Genomic DNA, 14021 nt, shown 5'->3' on the forward strand with positions numbered 1-14021 from the left:
TAATCCCTTAATTACCGACGGCGTTCTGCACCCTGAATTCAGCCGGGTGAATCGGCAGCGCTTGATTGCGAGGACCGCGCTCACCCTTAATTCGTCAAAAGCAGGAGTGTTTATGTCTACAACGGATACGGCTAATAAAGCCACCGCCAGTGAAAAGAGCGCAGAAAAAACCTCAGCACGCACCCAGGCCGAACCGGTTTTGCAGGTTGAGCGACGGGATTTTGTCGATCTGGTTCCAGAAAACCGTGCGCGGGTGCAGCCAATGCGCGGTTTCGATCCCTGCTATACCGATATCGTTGATTACATTGTGCGTTGTACCCACAAGATCTGGGATGAGCGCGATGTCGGGCTGATCTACAGCCATTACACCCATAACTGCGTGTTATATAACGCATTGGGCACCATTTATACCCGTGAACAAGTGGTGCTCGATACCTTGCAACGTTTGGTCGCCTTCCCGGAACGTCGCGGCATGGCAACGCAGGTGATCTGGAACGGCAACGACGTTGACGGTTTTTACACCTCGCATCTGGTTACCGGTAGCGGCCGCCACACGCAGCCAAGCCAGTACGGTAAACCCACTAATCGCACCTTTACCACGCGTACCGTGGCGGATTGCATGATTCTGGAAAACAAGATTTACCGCGAATGGGTGGTGAGCGACAACATGTCGCTGATGCGTCAATTGGGGCTGGATACCGACCAGATCGCCTACAACATGGCGAAAGAGCAGTTTGATAAGGGTTTCCGACTGACGGAGATTGGCGAAAACCGTCGTCTGCTCGGCCAGTATCCGCCGGAAAGCGATCCAGATTACACGCTGGCGCACAGTGATACCGAAGCACAGGTGCTGGGCTGGCTGCACGAGATTTACAACAAACGCATGCTGGGCAAAGTGAAAGAGGTTTACGCCAGCAATGTGCAGTGGCACGGCCCACTGATGAAAGAGCTGTATGGTCAGGCATCGGTGATCCATCAGACGCTGGCGCTGATCGGCATGATCCCGGACGGTGCATGGATGCCGCAGCATATCTGCTCCAATCCATGTGAAGAGGGCGGCACCAAAGTGGCGGTGCGCTGGGTAATGGAAGGGCATCATCTTGGCTACGGCGAGTTGGGTAAACCGACGGGACAGCGTCTGCTGGTGATGGGTATGAGCCACTATCACGTGGTGAACGGCAAAATTGTTGATGAATGGGTGGTTTACGATCACTTGGCGATGCTGGCGCAGATCAAATTGGGACAACTGGCGGAGACGGAAGCATGAGCAAACAACGCGTGCAGTTTATCAAGCAAGCCGCTGGCGAAGATGCGCAGGCGGATGCCAGCCTGATCGCCACCGTGAGCGACATTATTAGCAACGTGCGTCAGCGCGGAGACGCGGCACTGCGTGATTATTCGCAGAAATTTGATGGTGTCGCGCCGGAGCAGCTGGAAGTTTCGGCAGCAGAGATCGAGCAGGCGCTGGCGCAACTCGCCGATCAAACCCGCCAGGACAGTGAGTTTGCTATTGCCCAGGTGCGCCGCTTCGCCGAAGCGCAGCGCGCCACCTTGCAGCCGCTGGAGATTGAGACGTTGCCGGGCGTTCATCTGGGGCATCGCATCATCCCGATTGAAACCGTGGGCTGCTATGTGCCGGGCGGACGCTATCCGATCCTCTCCGCGCCGGTGATGTCTATCGTGCCAGCGGTGGTGGCGGGCTGCGATAACATCATCGCCTGTCTGCCGCCGGGCGCTCATCCGGCAATGATTGCAATTTGCCACTTGGCCGGAGCGCACCGCATTTTCAAAGTTGGTGGTGCGCAGGCCATTGCCGCGATGGCATACGGCACCGCATCGCTGCCGGCGGTGGACAAGATCGTCGGGCCGGGCAACGCTTTCGTCAATGAGGCGAAGCGTCAGGTATTTGGCAAAGTGGGTATTGATGCGTTGGCGGGGCCGAGCGAAATCTTTATCGTCGCCGATGACAGTGCTGATCCGCGCGTGCTGGCAGCGGATCTGCTGGCGCAGGCGGAGCATGACGTGCGCACGCGTGTTGGGCTGGCCACCACCAGCGAGCGCGTGGCGCATGCAACATTGCGGGAAATTGAGGCGCAGCTGGCATCCTTGCCGACGGCGAAAACGGCTGGTGAGGCGTGGCAGCGTCAGGGCGAAATTGTTCTCTGTGCCGACGAGGATGCGATGGTGGCGTACACCGATGAGATCGCCACTGAGCATCTGCAAATCCATGCGCGCGATCCCCATGCGCTGGCGGCGCGCATCCGCAATTACGGATCGCTGTTTATCGGGCAAAACGCCAGCGTGGTGTTTTCTGATAAATGCTGCGGCACCAACCACACGCTGCCCACCATGGCGGCGGCACGTTACACCGGCGGATTGTGGGTCGGTGCGTATCTGAAAACCTGCACGCATCAATGGATTGACGATCAGGGCATCGCCGCCATCGCTGCTCCTGCGGTGCGCCAGAGCCGTACCGAAGGGATGCAGGCGCATCGTCGTGCAGCGCAGATTCGTTTGCAGCCAGAAAAACTTGACGCCATCCTGCGTGGCGCGGAGGATTAGTCCGTGACTTTCATCACCTGCCAGGCGAGGATGCTGGCAGGTGATGAACAGAGGAATCGGGCTATGCAGGGCAGTCGTCGTACCCTGAAGTTACTTACCGCTTTATTGGTGCTGTTGATTGTCGGACTGATCGCCGGCGCCATCCATTTCCATAAAAACGCCAACGCCTTATGGCAGATCATCAGCGAAAAGTGCGTGCCGAATATGGCGGCGACGGGCAACCCAGCGCCGTGCCAGCAGGTGAATAGCGCGCAGGGTTACGTCACGCTGAAAGATCTCAACGGGCCGTTGCAGTATCTGCTGATGCCGATCGAAAAAATCACCGGCATGGAAAGTCCCATCATTCTTGAACCTGCTACACCAAATCTGTTTGCCGAAGCCTGGCAACAGCGCGGATTACTGGCGCAAAGGCACGGCGCGCCGATTCCCGATAGCGCGCTGTCGCTGGCCATCAATGCGCAATACGGGCGTACGCAGAATCAGCTGCATATTCATATTTCCTGTCTGCGTCCGGATGTGCGCCAGCAGCTGGATGCGCTGGCACCGAGACTGAATGCGCAGTGGCAGAGTGAAACGCTGCGCAAGCATGGTTATCTGGTGCGAGCGCTTTCTAAGCAAGAGCTGGCGCAGCAGAGTGCGTTTATCCGTCTGGCGGATGAAGTGCCGCATGCGCGCAGCGAGATGGGGAAATATGGCCTGGCGCTGGCACAGCTGCCGGATGGCCGTTTAGCGCTGCTGGCGCTGGAACGTAACTGGCTGAAACTGAACAGCGGTTCGGCGGAAGAGCTGCAGGATCATAACTGCAGCATATTGCCGCAATAACCCTTTTTCGTAGGGACGCAATTAATAGCGGCCAATAAAAAAGGCGGCTAATCAGCCGCCTTAATCTGCATCTAAACGCTAAGTTACGCGTTTTTCGCTGCTGCTGCCGCTTTCACGATTACCGCAAAAGCATCCGCTTTCAGTGAAGCACCGCCAACCAGCGCGCCATCGATATCTGGCTGGGTGAACAGCTCAGCGGCGTTTTTGTCGTTGACCGAACCGCCGTACTGAATGATCACTTGCTGAGCGATAGCCGCATCTTTCTTCGCGATGTGGTCACGAATGAATTTATGCACCGCCTGAGCCTGCGCTGGCGTAGCTGATTTTCCGGTACCGATAGCCCAAACCGGCTCATAAGCGATGACTGCGCCTTCGAACGCCGCGGCGCCCTGCGTTTCCAGCACAGCGTCGATCTGACGTGCGCACACTTCTTCCGTTTTGCCCGCTTCGTTTTCTGCGTCAGTTTCACCGATGCACAGAACCGGCACCAGACCCGCTTCTTTCACTACGGCAAATTTCTTCGCGATGAACTCGTCGCTCTCTTTGTGGTAGGTGCGGCGCTCAGAGTGGCCGATGATGATGTATTTCGCGCCAACGTCTTTCAACATGTCTGCGGAAGTTTCGCCAGTGAATGCGCCAGACAGATTAACGTCAACGTTCTGAGCACCCAGAGCAATGTGGCTACCGGAAATGGCGTGTTTCGCCAGGTCCAGATAGATGGCTGGCGGTGCAATCGCGACGCCACAACCATCAACACCAGACAACTCTTTGCGCAGGCCTTCAATCAGCTCTTTGGTGATCTGCTTGCTACCGTTCAGTTTCCAGTTACCCATAACCAGTGGATGTCGCATTCTTTCCTCCGCATAACGCGATTCATGAAATAGCGCTGCCATCGGGCAGCGATGTCTGCGAGACAGTATAGAGATCAAATGTGTTGCTGGCTTTGCTTTTCGTCATTTTTGCCGGTGCGATCAGGGCGTCGCGAGCGCCAGTTTTATCGGCTCAACGGCGAAGGTCAAACCCTTGTCGCCGTTGTCAGCCACCACGAAACGCAATGCACCTTCGGTGCGGGCAAAATAGCGCGCACCTTTACCGGCGCTCAGCAGGGAATCGAGTTTTTTACGCCCCTCTTCGGGCGACAAGCCGGGAATGAAGAAGCGCAGCAGGGCGGTCATGTAATCCATGGCGCGAGCCTGCGCGGCTTTCATATCGGGACCGGGAACCGGCAGCCAGGTGATTTGCAGGGTTTTGATTTTGCCGGTGCCTTGCTCCAGCGCGGTTGAGGCATACAGCGTTTCGCTGATTTTGCTGGCGGCACGCGTCAGATTGCTTTTATCGCCGCGACTATCAATCGCGCGATACTCCTGCAGCAATGCATTGGGATTAGCAGCGTTGTACTTCTCACGGAACTGAGCAACGGTCATATCGAACGTCGGCGCACCCGCGAGCAGATAGGGCGCTGCAGGCAGATGATCGCTACGATCCAACGCGGGTGCATCGTCCGCCCAGGCGGGAAATGTCAGTGCGAGGCCAAGCAGCAGCGCGACTGGCAGGTTGTTCATTGCTTCGGCCCTAAATCATTCACTTAGCCCACGATTAGAACGGTTTTTACCGGGCAAAGTCAAAACCCACACTGGGAAAAATCTCAGATTATTCGCTCCGCGCCAATTACCAGTAATGCTCGCTGGTCATGTGGCCGGGTTTGCGTTTGAAATGTTTGCGCATCTCACGCGTATCTTTCAGCAACTGCTGGGTATCGCGCACCATCTGTGGATTGCCGCACAGCATCACATGGCTGGTTTCTGCCGTCAGCGGCAAGCCAACCGCACGCTCCAGTTCTCCGCTTTCAATCAACTGCGGTACGCGGCCGTGCAGCGAACCGGCGATCTCTTCGCGGCTCACCACCGTTTGGATGTGTAACTTGCCCTGATAGCGCTGCTGCAACGCCTGCATCAAGGGCAGGAAGCTCAGATCATTGGCGAAGCGCGCGGCGTGTACCAGCACAATATTGTCGAAACGATCCAGATCTTCGCCCTGTTGCAGGATCGATAAATAGGGGCCGATCGCCGTACCGGTCGCCAGCATCCACAGCGTTTGGCAATCTGGAATTTCGTCGAGCACAAAGAAACCCGCCGCCTCTTTAGTGATCATCACCTGCTCGCCGGGCTGCAGCGCCTGCAAACGCGGGCTCAGTTTGCCTTCCGGTACCGTGACCAGATAAAACTCCAGCAGCGGATCCTGCGGCGCGTTGACGTACGAATAGGCGCGCTGCACGCGCTCACCGTCAATCTCCAGAGCCAGCTTGGCAAACTGACCCGCGGTAAAGGTATCAATCGGCGCTGCAACGCGCAGGCTGAACAGTGCGTCGGTCCAGTTTTTTACCTCTTTCACTTCAGCATTGATCCACTCAGCCATGCTCACTCCTTAGGGTTGAATATTCAGGCACATGATTATCATCGTTATCCATCCGATAAATTTCCAGCCCTGCATCCAGTAAAGGGCTCTCAGCGACAAACGCAGCGCACAGATCAGCAACTGTAGCGGGCGGTTTACAATCTGGACAAACAGCTTGACGGCTTGAGACATACAGCTTTGCCCGCGCCTCTCGATTTGTCACTGAATCCTGATATTTTTGCCGCCATAAATCCGAGGCGGCCTTTTTTGTGCTGCTTATTCTTTGTTTCTCAGGCAGACATTTTGTTCCATGTTGATAAGTAAAACGCAAAATCGCTTTCTGTTATTCATGCTGATCGTGCTGGTGGCGGTTGGGCAGATGGCGCAAACCATCTATGTGCCAGCCATGGCCCACATCGCCGAAACGCTTAATGTGCGCAGCGGGGCGATCCAGCAGGTGATGGCCGCCTACCTGATGACCTACGGCGGATCGCAGTTGATCTACGGCCCGCTGTCGGACAGTTTTGGCCGCCGTCCGGTGATCCTGATTGGCATGACGATCTTTGCCGTCGGCGCGTTGATCGCCATGTTCGCGCCCTCGTTGGATATTTTGGTGCTGGGCAGCGCGGTGCAAGGTTTAGGTACCGGCGTGGCGGGCGTGATGGCGCGCACCATGCCGCGCGATCTCTACGCCGGCATCGCACTGCGTCAGGCGAACAGCTTGCTTAATATGGGCATTCTGGTCAGCCCGCTGCTGGCGCCGGTGATTGGCGCGCTGCTGACGCATCTGTTTGGCTGGCACGCCTGTTTTGCCTTCCTGCTGCTGCTGTGCGTCGGCGTCACCGCGTCGATGGCGCGCTGGCTGCCGGAAACGCGTCCAGCGGATACGCCCGCCACGCCGTTCCTGCGCCGTTATGCCACTTTGCTGAGCGACGGCAACTTTGTGCGTTATCTGCTGCTACTGATTGGCGCGCTGGCGGGCATCGCGGTGTTTGAAGCCAGCTGTGGCGTGCTGATGGGCGGCGTGTTGGGGCTGGATGGATTGACCGTCAGCATCCTGTTTATCCTGCCGATTCCGGCGGCGTTCTTTGGTGCCTGGTTTGCAGGACGTGAGCAGAAATCCTGGCACACGCTGATGTGGTACGGCGTGAACAGCTGCCTGTTAGCGGGCTTGCTGATGTGGGTTCCGGCCTGGTTTGGCGTGATGAACATCTGGACGTTGCTGGTGCCGGCTGCGCTGTTCTTCTTTGGCGCGGGCATGCTGTTTCCGCTGGCAACTTCGGGCGCGATGGAGCCGTATGCGTGGCTGGCGGGCAGCGCGGGTGCGTTAATCGGAGGCTTGCAGAACCTCGGTTCCGGCGTGGTGGCGTGGCTTTCTGCGCTGTTACCGCAGCACGATCAATCCAGCCTTGGCATGCTGATGTTTGTGACGTCGCTGGTGATGCTGCTGTGCTGGTGGCCGCTCTCACGTCATCCGGAGAGCGGTAAGCAGGCGATTACAGGATAAATTGATGCAGCGCCGCGTCTTTGCGATCCAGATAGTGGATTGACTGGATGCGGCGAATGGTGCGCGATTTACCGCGCACCAGCAGGGTTTCGCTGGTGGCGATGTTGCCGTTACGCGTGATGCCTTTTAGCAAATCGCCGGTGGTGATGCCGGTGGCCGCGAAGATAACGTTATCGTTGCGCGCCATCTGATCCAGTTTCAGTACCTGACCCGCTTCAATGCCCATCTCGGCGCAGCGTTGCAGTTCATTCTCGCCCAGACGACGATTCTCTTCGCTATCCCCTTTCACCTGGTGACGCGCCAGCAGGCGTGCCTGCATGTCGCCGTCCATCGCACGGATCACGGCCGCCGACACCACACCTTCCGGCGCGCCGCCGATGCCGTACATCACATCCACTTCGCTATCCGGCATACAGGTAAGAATCGAGGCCGCAACATCGCCATCCGGGAAGGTGAACACGCGCACGCCGAGCTGTTGCAGCTGGGCAATCACCGCATCGTGGCGGGGCTTGGCCAGAATCGATACCGTTAACTGGCTGAGCGGTTTGCCCAATGCCAGCGCGATGTTTTTCAGGTTGATATCAAGCGGCAGATTGAGGTCGATGGCGCCACGTGCGCCCGGTCCAACAATCAGCTTTTCCATGTACATATCAGGTGCGTGCAGGAAGCTGCCCTTATCACCAACCGCCAGCACCGCCAGCGCATTGGCCTGGCCCATCGCCGTCATGCGTGTGCCTTCAATCGGATCGACCGCGATATCCACCGCGTCGCCACGGCCGGTACCGACTTTCTCACCGATATACAGCATCGGCGCTTCGTCGATTTCGCCTTCGCCAATCACAATCTGGCCATCGATATCAATAGTGTTGAGCATAATCCGCATGGCGTGAACGGCTGCGCCGTCGGCCGCATTTTTATCGCCGCGTCCTAACCAGTGATAGCCCGCCAGAGCGGCGGCTTCAGTCACGCGGGAAAATTCAATCGCGAGTTCTCGTTTCATGGTGGCACCTGACAAAAAACAGGCAGGCAGTTTAACACAGCGGAGAAGCGTGGCAGGGGAAAAACCCGCGGCAGGGCGCCGCGGGTTAGCAGGATGTTACTCTTCGTCTTCCCACGCTTTAGCGCGAGCGACGGCTTTCTTCCAGCCCGCATAACGGACGTTACGTTCGGTGGTTTCGATGCTTGGGCGGAACTCACGCTCAATCACCGCTTTAGCGCGAACTTCTTCCAGGTCGCCCCAGAAGCCAACGGCCAGGCCAGCCAGATACGCCGCACCCAGCGCCGTGACTTCACGCACTTCCGGACGCTCAACGCGCGTGCCGAGAATGTCAGACTGGAACTGCATCAGGAAGTTGTTGGCGACCGCACCACCATCCACGCGCAGTGACTGCAGGCGGGTGCCAGCATCGTTCTGCATCGCTTCCAGTACATCGCGCGTCTGGTACGCAATCGACTCCAGCGTGGCACGGATGATGTGGTTAGCGTTCGCACCGCGCGTCAGACCGAAAATCGCGCCGCGTGCATACGGGTCCCAATAAGGCGCGCCCAAACCGGTGAAGGCCGGCACCATATATACGCCGTTAGTGTCTTTCACTTTCAACGCGAAGTATTCAGAGTCGGTTGAATCACTGATCAGCTTCATCTCATCGCGCAGCCACTGAATCGACGCACCACCGATAAACACCGCACCTTCCAGCGCATAGTTCACTTCGCCGCGTGGGCCGCAAGCGATGGTGGTCAGCAGGCCGTGCGTAGACGTCACGGCTTCGGTGCCGGTGTTCATCAACATAAAGCAGCCGGTGCCGTAAGTGTTTTTCGCCATACCTGGTTGTACGCACAGCTGGCCATACAGCGCCGCTTGCTGGTCACCGGCGATTCCGGCGATAGGAATACGCGTACCGCCTTTACCACCAATGTTGGTCTGGCCGTACACTTCGGAAGATCCTTTCACTTCTGGCAGCATTTCACGCGGGATATCGAGGATCTCCAGCATGCGCTCATCCCACTCCAGCTTGTGGATGTTGTACATCATGGTACGTGAGGCGTTGGTGTGATCGGTGACGTGCACACGTCCCTGCGTCATTTTCCAAATCAGCCAGGTATCAACGGTACCGAACAGCAGTTCGCCGCGTTTTGCACGCTCACGTGCGCCTTCAACGTGGTCAAGAATCCACTTCACTTTGGTGCCGGAGAAGTACGGGTTAATCACCAAACCGGTGGTGTGCTGGATGTACTCTTCCAGACCCTCTTTCTTCAGTTTGTTACAGTAATCTGCGGTGCGCGGATCCTGCCAGACGATAGCGTTGTAAACCGGTTTGCCGGTCTCTTTATCCCACACGATGGCGGTTTCACGCTGGTTGGTGATACCAATCGCCGCGATTTGATCGGAGTTAATATCGGCGTGCGCCAGCACTTCCACCAGCGTCGAGCTTTGTGACGCCCAGATATCCATTGGGTCATGTTCAACCCAACCCGCTTTCGGGTAGATCTGGGTAAATTCGCGCTGAGAAACCGCAACGATGTTGGCATCATGATCAAGCACCACGGCGCGTGAGCTGGTTGTGCCCTGATCGAGTGCAACTATATATTTTTTATCAGTAGTCATTGTGCTGTCCTGATGTGGTATCGATGAAACTTACGCTTTACGCTGCTGAGCGCGCGCAACCGGTTTTTCTGCTGTGCTGGCTTCCGCGACGTTAACTGGCAGATGGCGGCCAATCAGCGAACGGTAACCAAAGGCTCCGAGGCAAGCACCGACCAGCGGGCCAAAAATCGGAACCAGGAAGTAAGGAATATCTTTACCACCGGTGAAGGCGACGTTGCCCCAACCAGCGAAGAAGGCGAACAGTTTTGGACCAAAGTCACGCGCCGGGTTGAGTGCGAAGCCGGTCAGTGGACCCATTGAGCCACCGATGACCGCCACCAGCAGACCAATCAACAGCGGAGCCAGCGGACCACGCGGCACACCGTTGCCGTCATCGGTCAACGCCATAATCACTGCCATCAACACCGCTGTAATCACCATCTCAACCAGGAAAGCCTGAGCTACGCTGATGTGCGGGTTCGGGTAAGTCGAGAAGATACCGGCCAGATCGAGGCTTTCAACACTGCCGCGCACCATTTGATGGCCCGCTTCGTAATCAAAGAACAGATTGTAGTAGAGACCGTAAACCAACGCGGCAGCGCAGAACGCGCCGGCAACCTGCGCCAGAATATAGGGAACAACTTTGCGACCTTCAAAATTAGCAAACAGGCACAGCGCGACGGTAACGGCTGGGTTAAGATGCGCGCCGGAAACGCCTGCGCTCAGATAGACTGCCATGGAGACGGCTAAACCCCAGATAATACAAATTTCCCACTGACCGAATGACGCACCGGCCAGTTTCAGTGCAGCAACGCAGCCTGCACCAAAGAAGATAATCAAACCTGTACCGAGAAATTCAGCGATGCACTGACCTTTTAGTGTGTTAGTTGTCTGACTCATAATGGCATTCCTGAAGCGAGGTTAAATTTTATCAGTTTTTGTTCTCATCCATGAGTCGCCCAGCTATCAATGTAGGGTTGATGTGAATTTATCGTTAACGAGCATAAACGAGAAATAGCGAAATTGAAAACTGTGTACTGCGTCATAAAAATGCGCGTTTTCGCGTCTTTTGCGTTTCTTTAAGGCCCATTCACCGCGCTTTACTGGTCGATGCTGACGTGATCGCGCACACAGATGCGCGAAGATGCGCATTTTTTTAGGCATAGACTGAAAAGTGTTACAGACTGCCCTCGCAGGCCTTGTGCCGCTGGACTTGCTGGGTTTGGCTACATACAATCGAGTCATCGTGGCTGAGCGCACTGTAATAAGGCATGCACTAGCCCCATCAACGCCTTGCAAGATTTAGGAGAGGTCAGAAAGATGTCATTTGAAGTGTTCGAGAAACTGGAAGCGAAAGTACAGCAGGCGATTGATACCATCACTCTGCTGCAGATGGAAATTGAAGAGCTGAAAGAGCAAAACAACACGCTGAAAAACGAAGTCAGCCAGGCTTCAGGCAACCAGGATGCACTGGTGCGTGAAAATCAGCATCTGAAAGAAGAGCAGCATGTCTGGCAGGATCGTCTGCGGGCACTGCTGGGAAAAATGGAAGAAGTTTAAGCGTCAATGCTTAAACCAACGGGTGCCGCGGCACCCGTTTTTGTTGCGGCTTACTCGATGTCGAGCGCGTCTTCAGACAGGATGATGCCGGTATTGTCGGCATACAGATGGTCGCCAGAGAAGAAAGTCACGCCGCCGAAGTTAACGCGCACGTCACTTTCGCCAATGCCTTCACCCGCTGCTCCCACCGGAATCGCCGCAATCGCCTGAATGCCGATTTCCAGCTCTTCGAGATCGTCAACCTGACGCACCGAGCCGTAAACCACAATGCCTTCCCACTCATTTTGCGCCGCCAGACTCGCCAGCTGAGCATCGACCAATGCGCGACGGACCGAACCGCCGCCATCCACCAGCAATACGCGACCCCGACCGTTCTCTTCCAGCAAATCGTAGAGTAAGCCGTTATCTTCGAAACATTTCACTGTGGTGATTTGACCACCGAATGAGCTGCGCCCACCAAAGTTCGAAAAAAGCGGTTCAACAACATTCACAGCTTCGTGGTAGATGTCACAGAGTTCAGATGTATCGTATTTCATGAGGGTTTTCGTCTGTTTGCCACAGGAGCGCTAAGTATATCGCTATCTGGCGATTGTTGGCAAAATCATCAACCGCCAAAAAAAGCGTTGCATCAATATCCTGCGTAAAAAAAGCCCGGCACAGTGGCCGGGCAGAGATTTCGCGGGTGAAGCTTACAGAATGAAGCGGCTGAGATCTTCGTCGGCCACCAGCTCATCCAGATGCTTACCAACGTACTCGGCATCGATAGTGATCGACTCACCGTTACGATCGCTGGCGTCATAGGAGATATCTTCCATCAGACGCTCCAGCACGGTATGCAGACGACGCGCACCGATGTTCTCGGTGGTCTCGTTCACCTGCCATGCGGCTTCGGCGATACGCCGCACTGCGTCATCGGTGAAGTCGATGTTGACCCCTTCGGTGCCCATCAGCGCTTTGTACTGCACGGTAACCGAGGCGTTTGGCTCGGTCAGAATGCGCTCGAAGTCATTGACGGTCAGCGCCTGCAGTTCAACGCGAATCGGCAGACGGCCTTGCAGTTCTGGGATCAGATCTGACGGGCTGGCGACCTGGAACGCGCCGGAAGCGATAAACAGAATGTGGTCGGTTTTCACCATGCCGTGCTTGGTGGAAACGGTGCAACCTTCAACCAGCGGCAGCAGGTCGCGCTGTACGCCTTCGCGTGACACGTCTGGACCGCCCGCATTCTGGCCGCCGCGCTTACAGATTTTGTCGATTTCGTCGATGAACACGATACCGTGCTGCTCAACCGCATCGATGGCATCCTGCTTCAGCTCTTCCGGGTTCACCAGCTTGGCCGCTTCTTCTTCAATCAGCAGCTTCATGGCTTCTTTGATTTTCAGCTTACGCGGTTTCTGCTTCTGCCCACCGAGGTTCTGGAACATCGATTGCAGCTGGCTGGTCATCTCTTCCATGCCGGGAGGCGCCATGATCTCAACGCCAGCCGATGAAGCGGCCAGATCGATCTCAATCTCTTTGTCATCCAGCTGGCCTTCGCGCAGTTTCTTGCGGAAGGATTGACGCGCTGCCGATGGCTCAGCCGCTTGTTCAGCCTGGCCCCAGTTATTTTTCGCGGGTGGGATCAGCACATCCAGGATGCGCTCTTCCGCCATCTCTTCCGCGCGGTACTTGTTCTTCTCGATTGCCTGGCTGCGCACCATCTTGATGGCAGAATCGGTCAGATCGCGAATGATGGAATCAACCTCTTTACCGACGTAACCGACTTCGGTGAATTTGGTGGCTTCCACTTTGATGAACGGTGCGTTAGCCAGTTTGGCTAAGCGACGGGCGATTTCGGTTTTACCGACACCGGTTGGACCAATCATCAGAATGTTTTTTGGCGTCACTTCATGGCGCAGCTCTTCGTCGAGCTGCATGCGGCGCCAGCGATTACGCAGGGCGATCGCGACCGCCTTCTTTGCGCCGTCCTGGCCGATGATAAAGCGATTAAGCTCGCTGACAATCTCGCGTGGAGTCATCTCAGACATGATGTTTAGTCCTTAGCCTTAGACGGTAATGCTTCGAAGTTAATATTGTGGTTGGTGTAGATACAGATATCGCCAGCGATGTTCAGCGCTTTCTCCACGATATCGTGTGCACCAATGTCGGTGTTTTCCAGCAGCGCGCGTGCCGCTGCCTGGGCGTAAGGCCCACCAGAACCAATTGCGATCAGGTCATTTTCCGGCTGGATAACGTCGCCGTTGCCGCTGATGATTAATGAGGCGTTTTCGTCGGCCACCGCCAGCAGCGCTTCAAGGCGGCGCAGCATGCGATCGGTACGCCAATCTTTAGCCAGTTCGACCGCCGCTTTCACCAGATGGCCCTGGTGCATTTCCAGCTTGCGCTCAAACAGTTCAAACAGGGTGAAGGCATCTGCGGTACCGCCAGCAAAGCCGGCGATCACTTTATCGTTGTAAAGACGACGGACTTTTTTAACGTTGCCTTTCATTACGGTATTGCCGAGCGTAGCCTGGCCATCACCGCCAATCACTACCTGGCCGTTGCGTCGTACACTTACTATTGTTGTCACGGGCAGACCCCTTGTTGCAGTAG

At 56.2% G+C, this 14021-nt stretch carries 14 protein-coding genes; 5 read left to right on the forward strand and 9 right to left on the reverse strand.

Annotated elements, in window-relative coordinates:
* Window positions 1-112: 112 nt before the first annotated feature.
* The 3 genes from MWH02_RS22385 (at window position 113) to MWH02_RS22395 (ending at window position 3384) form a co-directional block, all read left to right on the forward strand.
* The gene (locus MWH02_RS22385) at window positions 113-1267 is read left to right on the forward strand and encodes a nuclear transport factor 2 family protein (RefSeq protein WP_061720303.1); all 1155 of its coding nucleotides are present in this window, start codon (window positions 113-115) and stop codon (window positions 1265-1267) included.
* Entirely contained in the window at window positions 1264-2562 is a 1299-nt protein-coding gene (gene hisD / locus MWH02_RS22390) for a histidinol dehydrogenase (protein WP_101760649.1), read from the forward strand. The genes MWH02_RS22385 and hisD overlap by 4 nt, the downstream gene beginning before the upstream one ends.
* A gap of 63 nt (window positions 2563-2625) precedes the next feature.
* Window positions 2626-3384 carry a CDP-diacylglycerol diphosphatase gene (locus MWH02_RS22395; RefSeq protein ID WP_271461490.1) on the forward strand — a complete coding sequence of 253 codons (759 nt, stop codon included), beginning with the start codon at window positions 2626-2628 and terminating at the stop codon, window positions 3382-3384.
* Between the two features lie 83 nt (window positions 3385-3467).
* Here MWH02_RS22395 and tpiA read toward each other — a convergent pair whose 3' ends face one another.
* From tpiA to fpr, 3 genes are all read right to left on the reverse strand, one after another.
* Window positions 3468-4235: a triose-phosphate isomerase gene (gene tpiA, locus MWH02_RS22400; protein ID WP_008109693.1), complete on the reverse strand. Its 768-nt coding sequence runs from the start codon at window positions 4233-4235 to the stop codon at window positions 3468-3470.
* A 120-nt stretch (window positions 4236-4355) separates the two neighbouring features.
* On the reverse strand, window positions 4356-4946 hold the full coding sequence (locus MWH02_RS22405; RefSeq protein WP_101760647.1) for a YiiQ family protein: 591 nt from the start codon (window positions 4944-4946) through the stop codon (window positions 4356-4358).
* Between the two features lie 106 nt (window positions 4947-5052).
* Complete coding sequence (fpr, locus tag MWH02_RS22410; protein WP_101760646.1) at window positions 5053-5799, reverse strand: ferredoxin--NADP(+) reductase; 747 nt, start codon at window positions 5797-5799, stop codon at window positions 5053-5055.
* 289 nt (window positions 5800-6088) lie between these two features.
* On the opposite strand from fpr, the gene emrD reads away from it, so the two are divergent.
* Complete coding sequence (gene emrD, locus MWH02_RS22415) at window positions 6089-7285, forward strand: multidrug efflux MFS transporter EmrD (protein WP_271461491.1); 1197 nt, start codon at window positions 6089-6091, stop codon at window positions 7283-7285.
* Here emrD and glpX read toward each other — a convergent pair.
* The 3 genes from glpX to MWH02_RS22430 all read right to left on the reverse strand — a co-directional run bounded on the left by glpX (window position 7275) and on the right by MWH02_RS22430 (window position 10769).
* Window positions 7275-8285: a class II fructose-bisphosphatase gene (glpX, locus tag MWH02_RS22420; protein ID WP_101760644.1), complete on the reverse strand. Its 1011-nt coding sequence runs from the start codon at window positions 8283-8285 to the stop codon at window positions 7275-7277. The two genes, emrD and glpX, sit on opposite strands and share 11 nt — an antisense overlap.
* 96 nt (window positions 8286-8381) lie before the next feature.
* Entirely contained in the window at window positions 8382-9890 is a 1509-nt protein-coding gene (gene glpK / locus MWH02_RS22425; RefSeq protein WP_110868179.1) for a glycerol kinase GlpK, read from the reverse strand.
* A 30-nt stretch (window positions 9891-9920) separates the two neighbouring features.
* Window positions 9921-10769, reverse strand: a complete 849-nt coding sequence (locus tag MWH02_RS22430; protein ID WP_061720295.1) for an MIP/aquaporin family protein — start codon at window positions 10767-10769, stop codon at window positions 9921-9923.
* Window positions 10770-11189: 420 nt separating this feature from the next.
* Here MWH02_RS22430 and zapB point away from each other — a divergent pair, with 420 nt between their 5' ends.
* Window positions 11190-11429, forward strand: a complete 240-nt coding sequence (zapB, locus tag MWH02_RS22435) for a cell division protein ZapB (RefSeq protein WP_007885384.1) — start codon at window positions 11190-11192, stop codon at window positions 11427-11429.
* A gap of 50 nt (window positions 11430-11479) precedes the next feature.
* Here the strand turns inward: zapB and rraA are convergent, their stop codons facing one another.
* From rraA to hslV, 3 genes are all read right to left on the reverse strand, one after another.
* Window positions 11480-11965 carry a ribonuclease E activity regulator RraA gene (gene rraA / locus MWH02_RS22440; RefSeq protein ID WP_061720294.1) on the reverse strand — a complete coding sequence of 162 codons (486 nt, stop codon included), beginning with the start codon at window positions 11963-11965 and terminating at the stop codon, window positions 11480-11482.
* Window positions 11966-12118: 153 nt separating this feature from the next.
* Window positions 12119-13456 carry an ATP-dependent protease ATPase subunit HslU gene (hslU, locus tag MWH02_RS22445; protein WP_007885388.1) on the reverse strand — a complete coding sequence of 446 codons (1338 nt, stop codon included), beginning with the start codon at window positions 13454-13456 and terminating at the stop codon, window positions 12119-12121.
* 5 nt (window positions 13457-13461) lie between these two features.
* Window positions 13462-13998, reverse strand: a complete 537-nt coding sequence (gene hslV, locus MWH02_RS22450) for an ATP-dependent protease subunit HslV (protein ID WP_101760642.1) — start codon at window positions 13996-13998, stop codon at window positions 13462-13464.
* Between the last annotated feature and the right edge of the window lie 23 nt (window positions 13999-14021).

The sequence above is a fragment of the Pantoea leporis genome (assembly GCF_028048155.1).
Lineage (GTDB): Bacteria > Pseudomonadota > Gammaproteobacteria > Enterobacterales > Enterobacteriaceae > Pantoea > Pantoea leporis.

Excerpts from the sequence above, each read along its gene's own strand:
- MWH02_RS22385 (WP_061720303.1), top strand. The coding sequence starts at position 113 with ATGTCTACAACGGATACGGCTAATAAAGCCACCGCCAGTGAAAAGAGC.
- hisD (WP_101760649.1), top strand. The coding sequence starts at position 1,264 with ATGAGCAAACAACGCGTGCAGTTTATCAAGCAAGCCGCTGGCGAAGAT.
- MWH02_RS22395 (WP_271461490.1), top strand. The coding sequence starts at position 2,626 with ATGCAGGGCAGTCGTCGTACCCTGAAGTTACTTACCGCTTTATTGGTG.
- tpiA (WP_008109693.1), bottom strand. The coding sequence starts at position 4,235 with ATGCGACATCCACTGGTTATGGGTAACTGGAAACTGAACGGTAGCAAG.
- MWH02_RS22405 (WP_101760647.1), bottom strand. The coding sequence starts at position 4,946 with ATGAACAACCTGCCAGTCGCGCTGCTGCTTGGCCTCGCACTGACATTT.
- fpr (WP_101760646.1), bottom strand. The coding sequence starts at position 5,799 with ATGGCTGAGTGGATCAATGCTGAAGTGAAAGAGGTAAAAAACTGGACC.
- emrD (WP_271461491.1), top strand. The coding sequence starts at position 6,089 with ATGTTGATAAGTAAAACGCAAAATCGCTTTCTGTTATTCATGCTGATC.
- glpX (WP_101760644.1), bottom strand. The coding sequence starts at position 8,285 with ATGAAACGAGAACTCGCGATTGAATTTTCCCGCGTGACTGAAGCCGCC.
- glpK (WP_110868179.1), bottom strand. The coding sequence starts at position 9,890 with ATGACTACTGATAAAAAATATATAGTTGCACTCGATCAGGGCACAACC.
- MWH02_RS22430 (WP_061720295.1), bottom strand. The coding sequence starts at position 10,769 with ATGAGTCAGACAACTAACACACTAAAAGGTCAGTGCATCGCTGAATTT.
- zapB (WP_007885384.1), top strand. The coding sequence starts at position 11,190 with ATGTCATTTGAAGTGTTCGAGAAACTGGAAGCGAAAGTACAGCAGGCG.
- rraA (WP_061720294.1), bottom strand. The coding sequence starts at position 11,965 with ATGAAATACGATACATCTGAACTCTGTGACATCTACCACGAAGCTGTG.
- hslU (WP_007885388.1), bottom strand. The coding sequence starts at position 13,456 with ATGTCTGAGATGACTCCACGCGAGATTGTCAGCGAGCTTAATCGCTTT.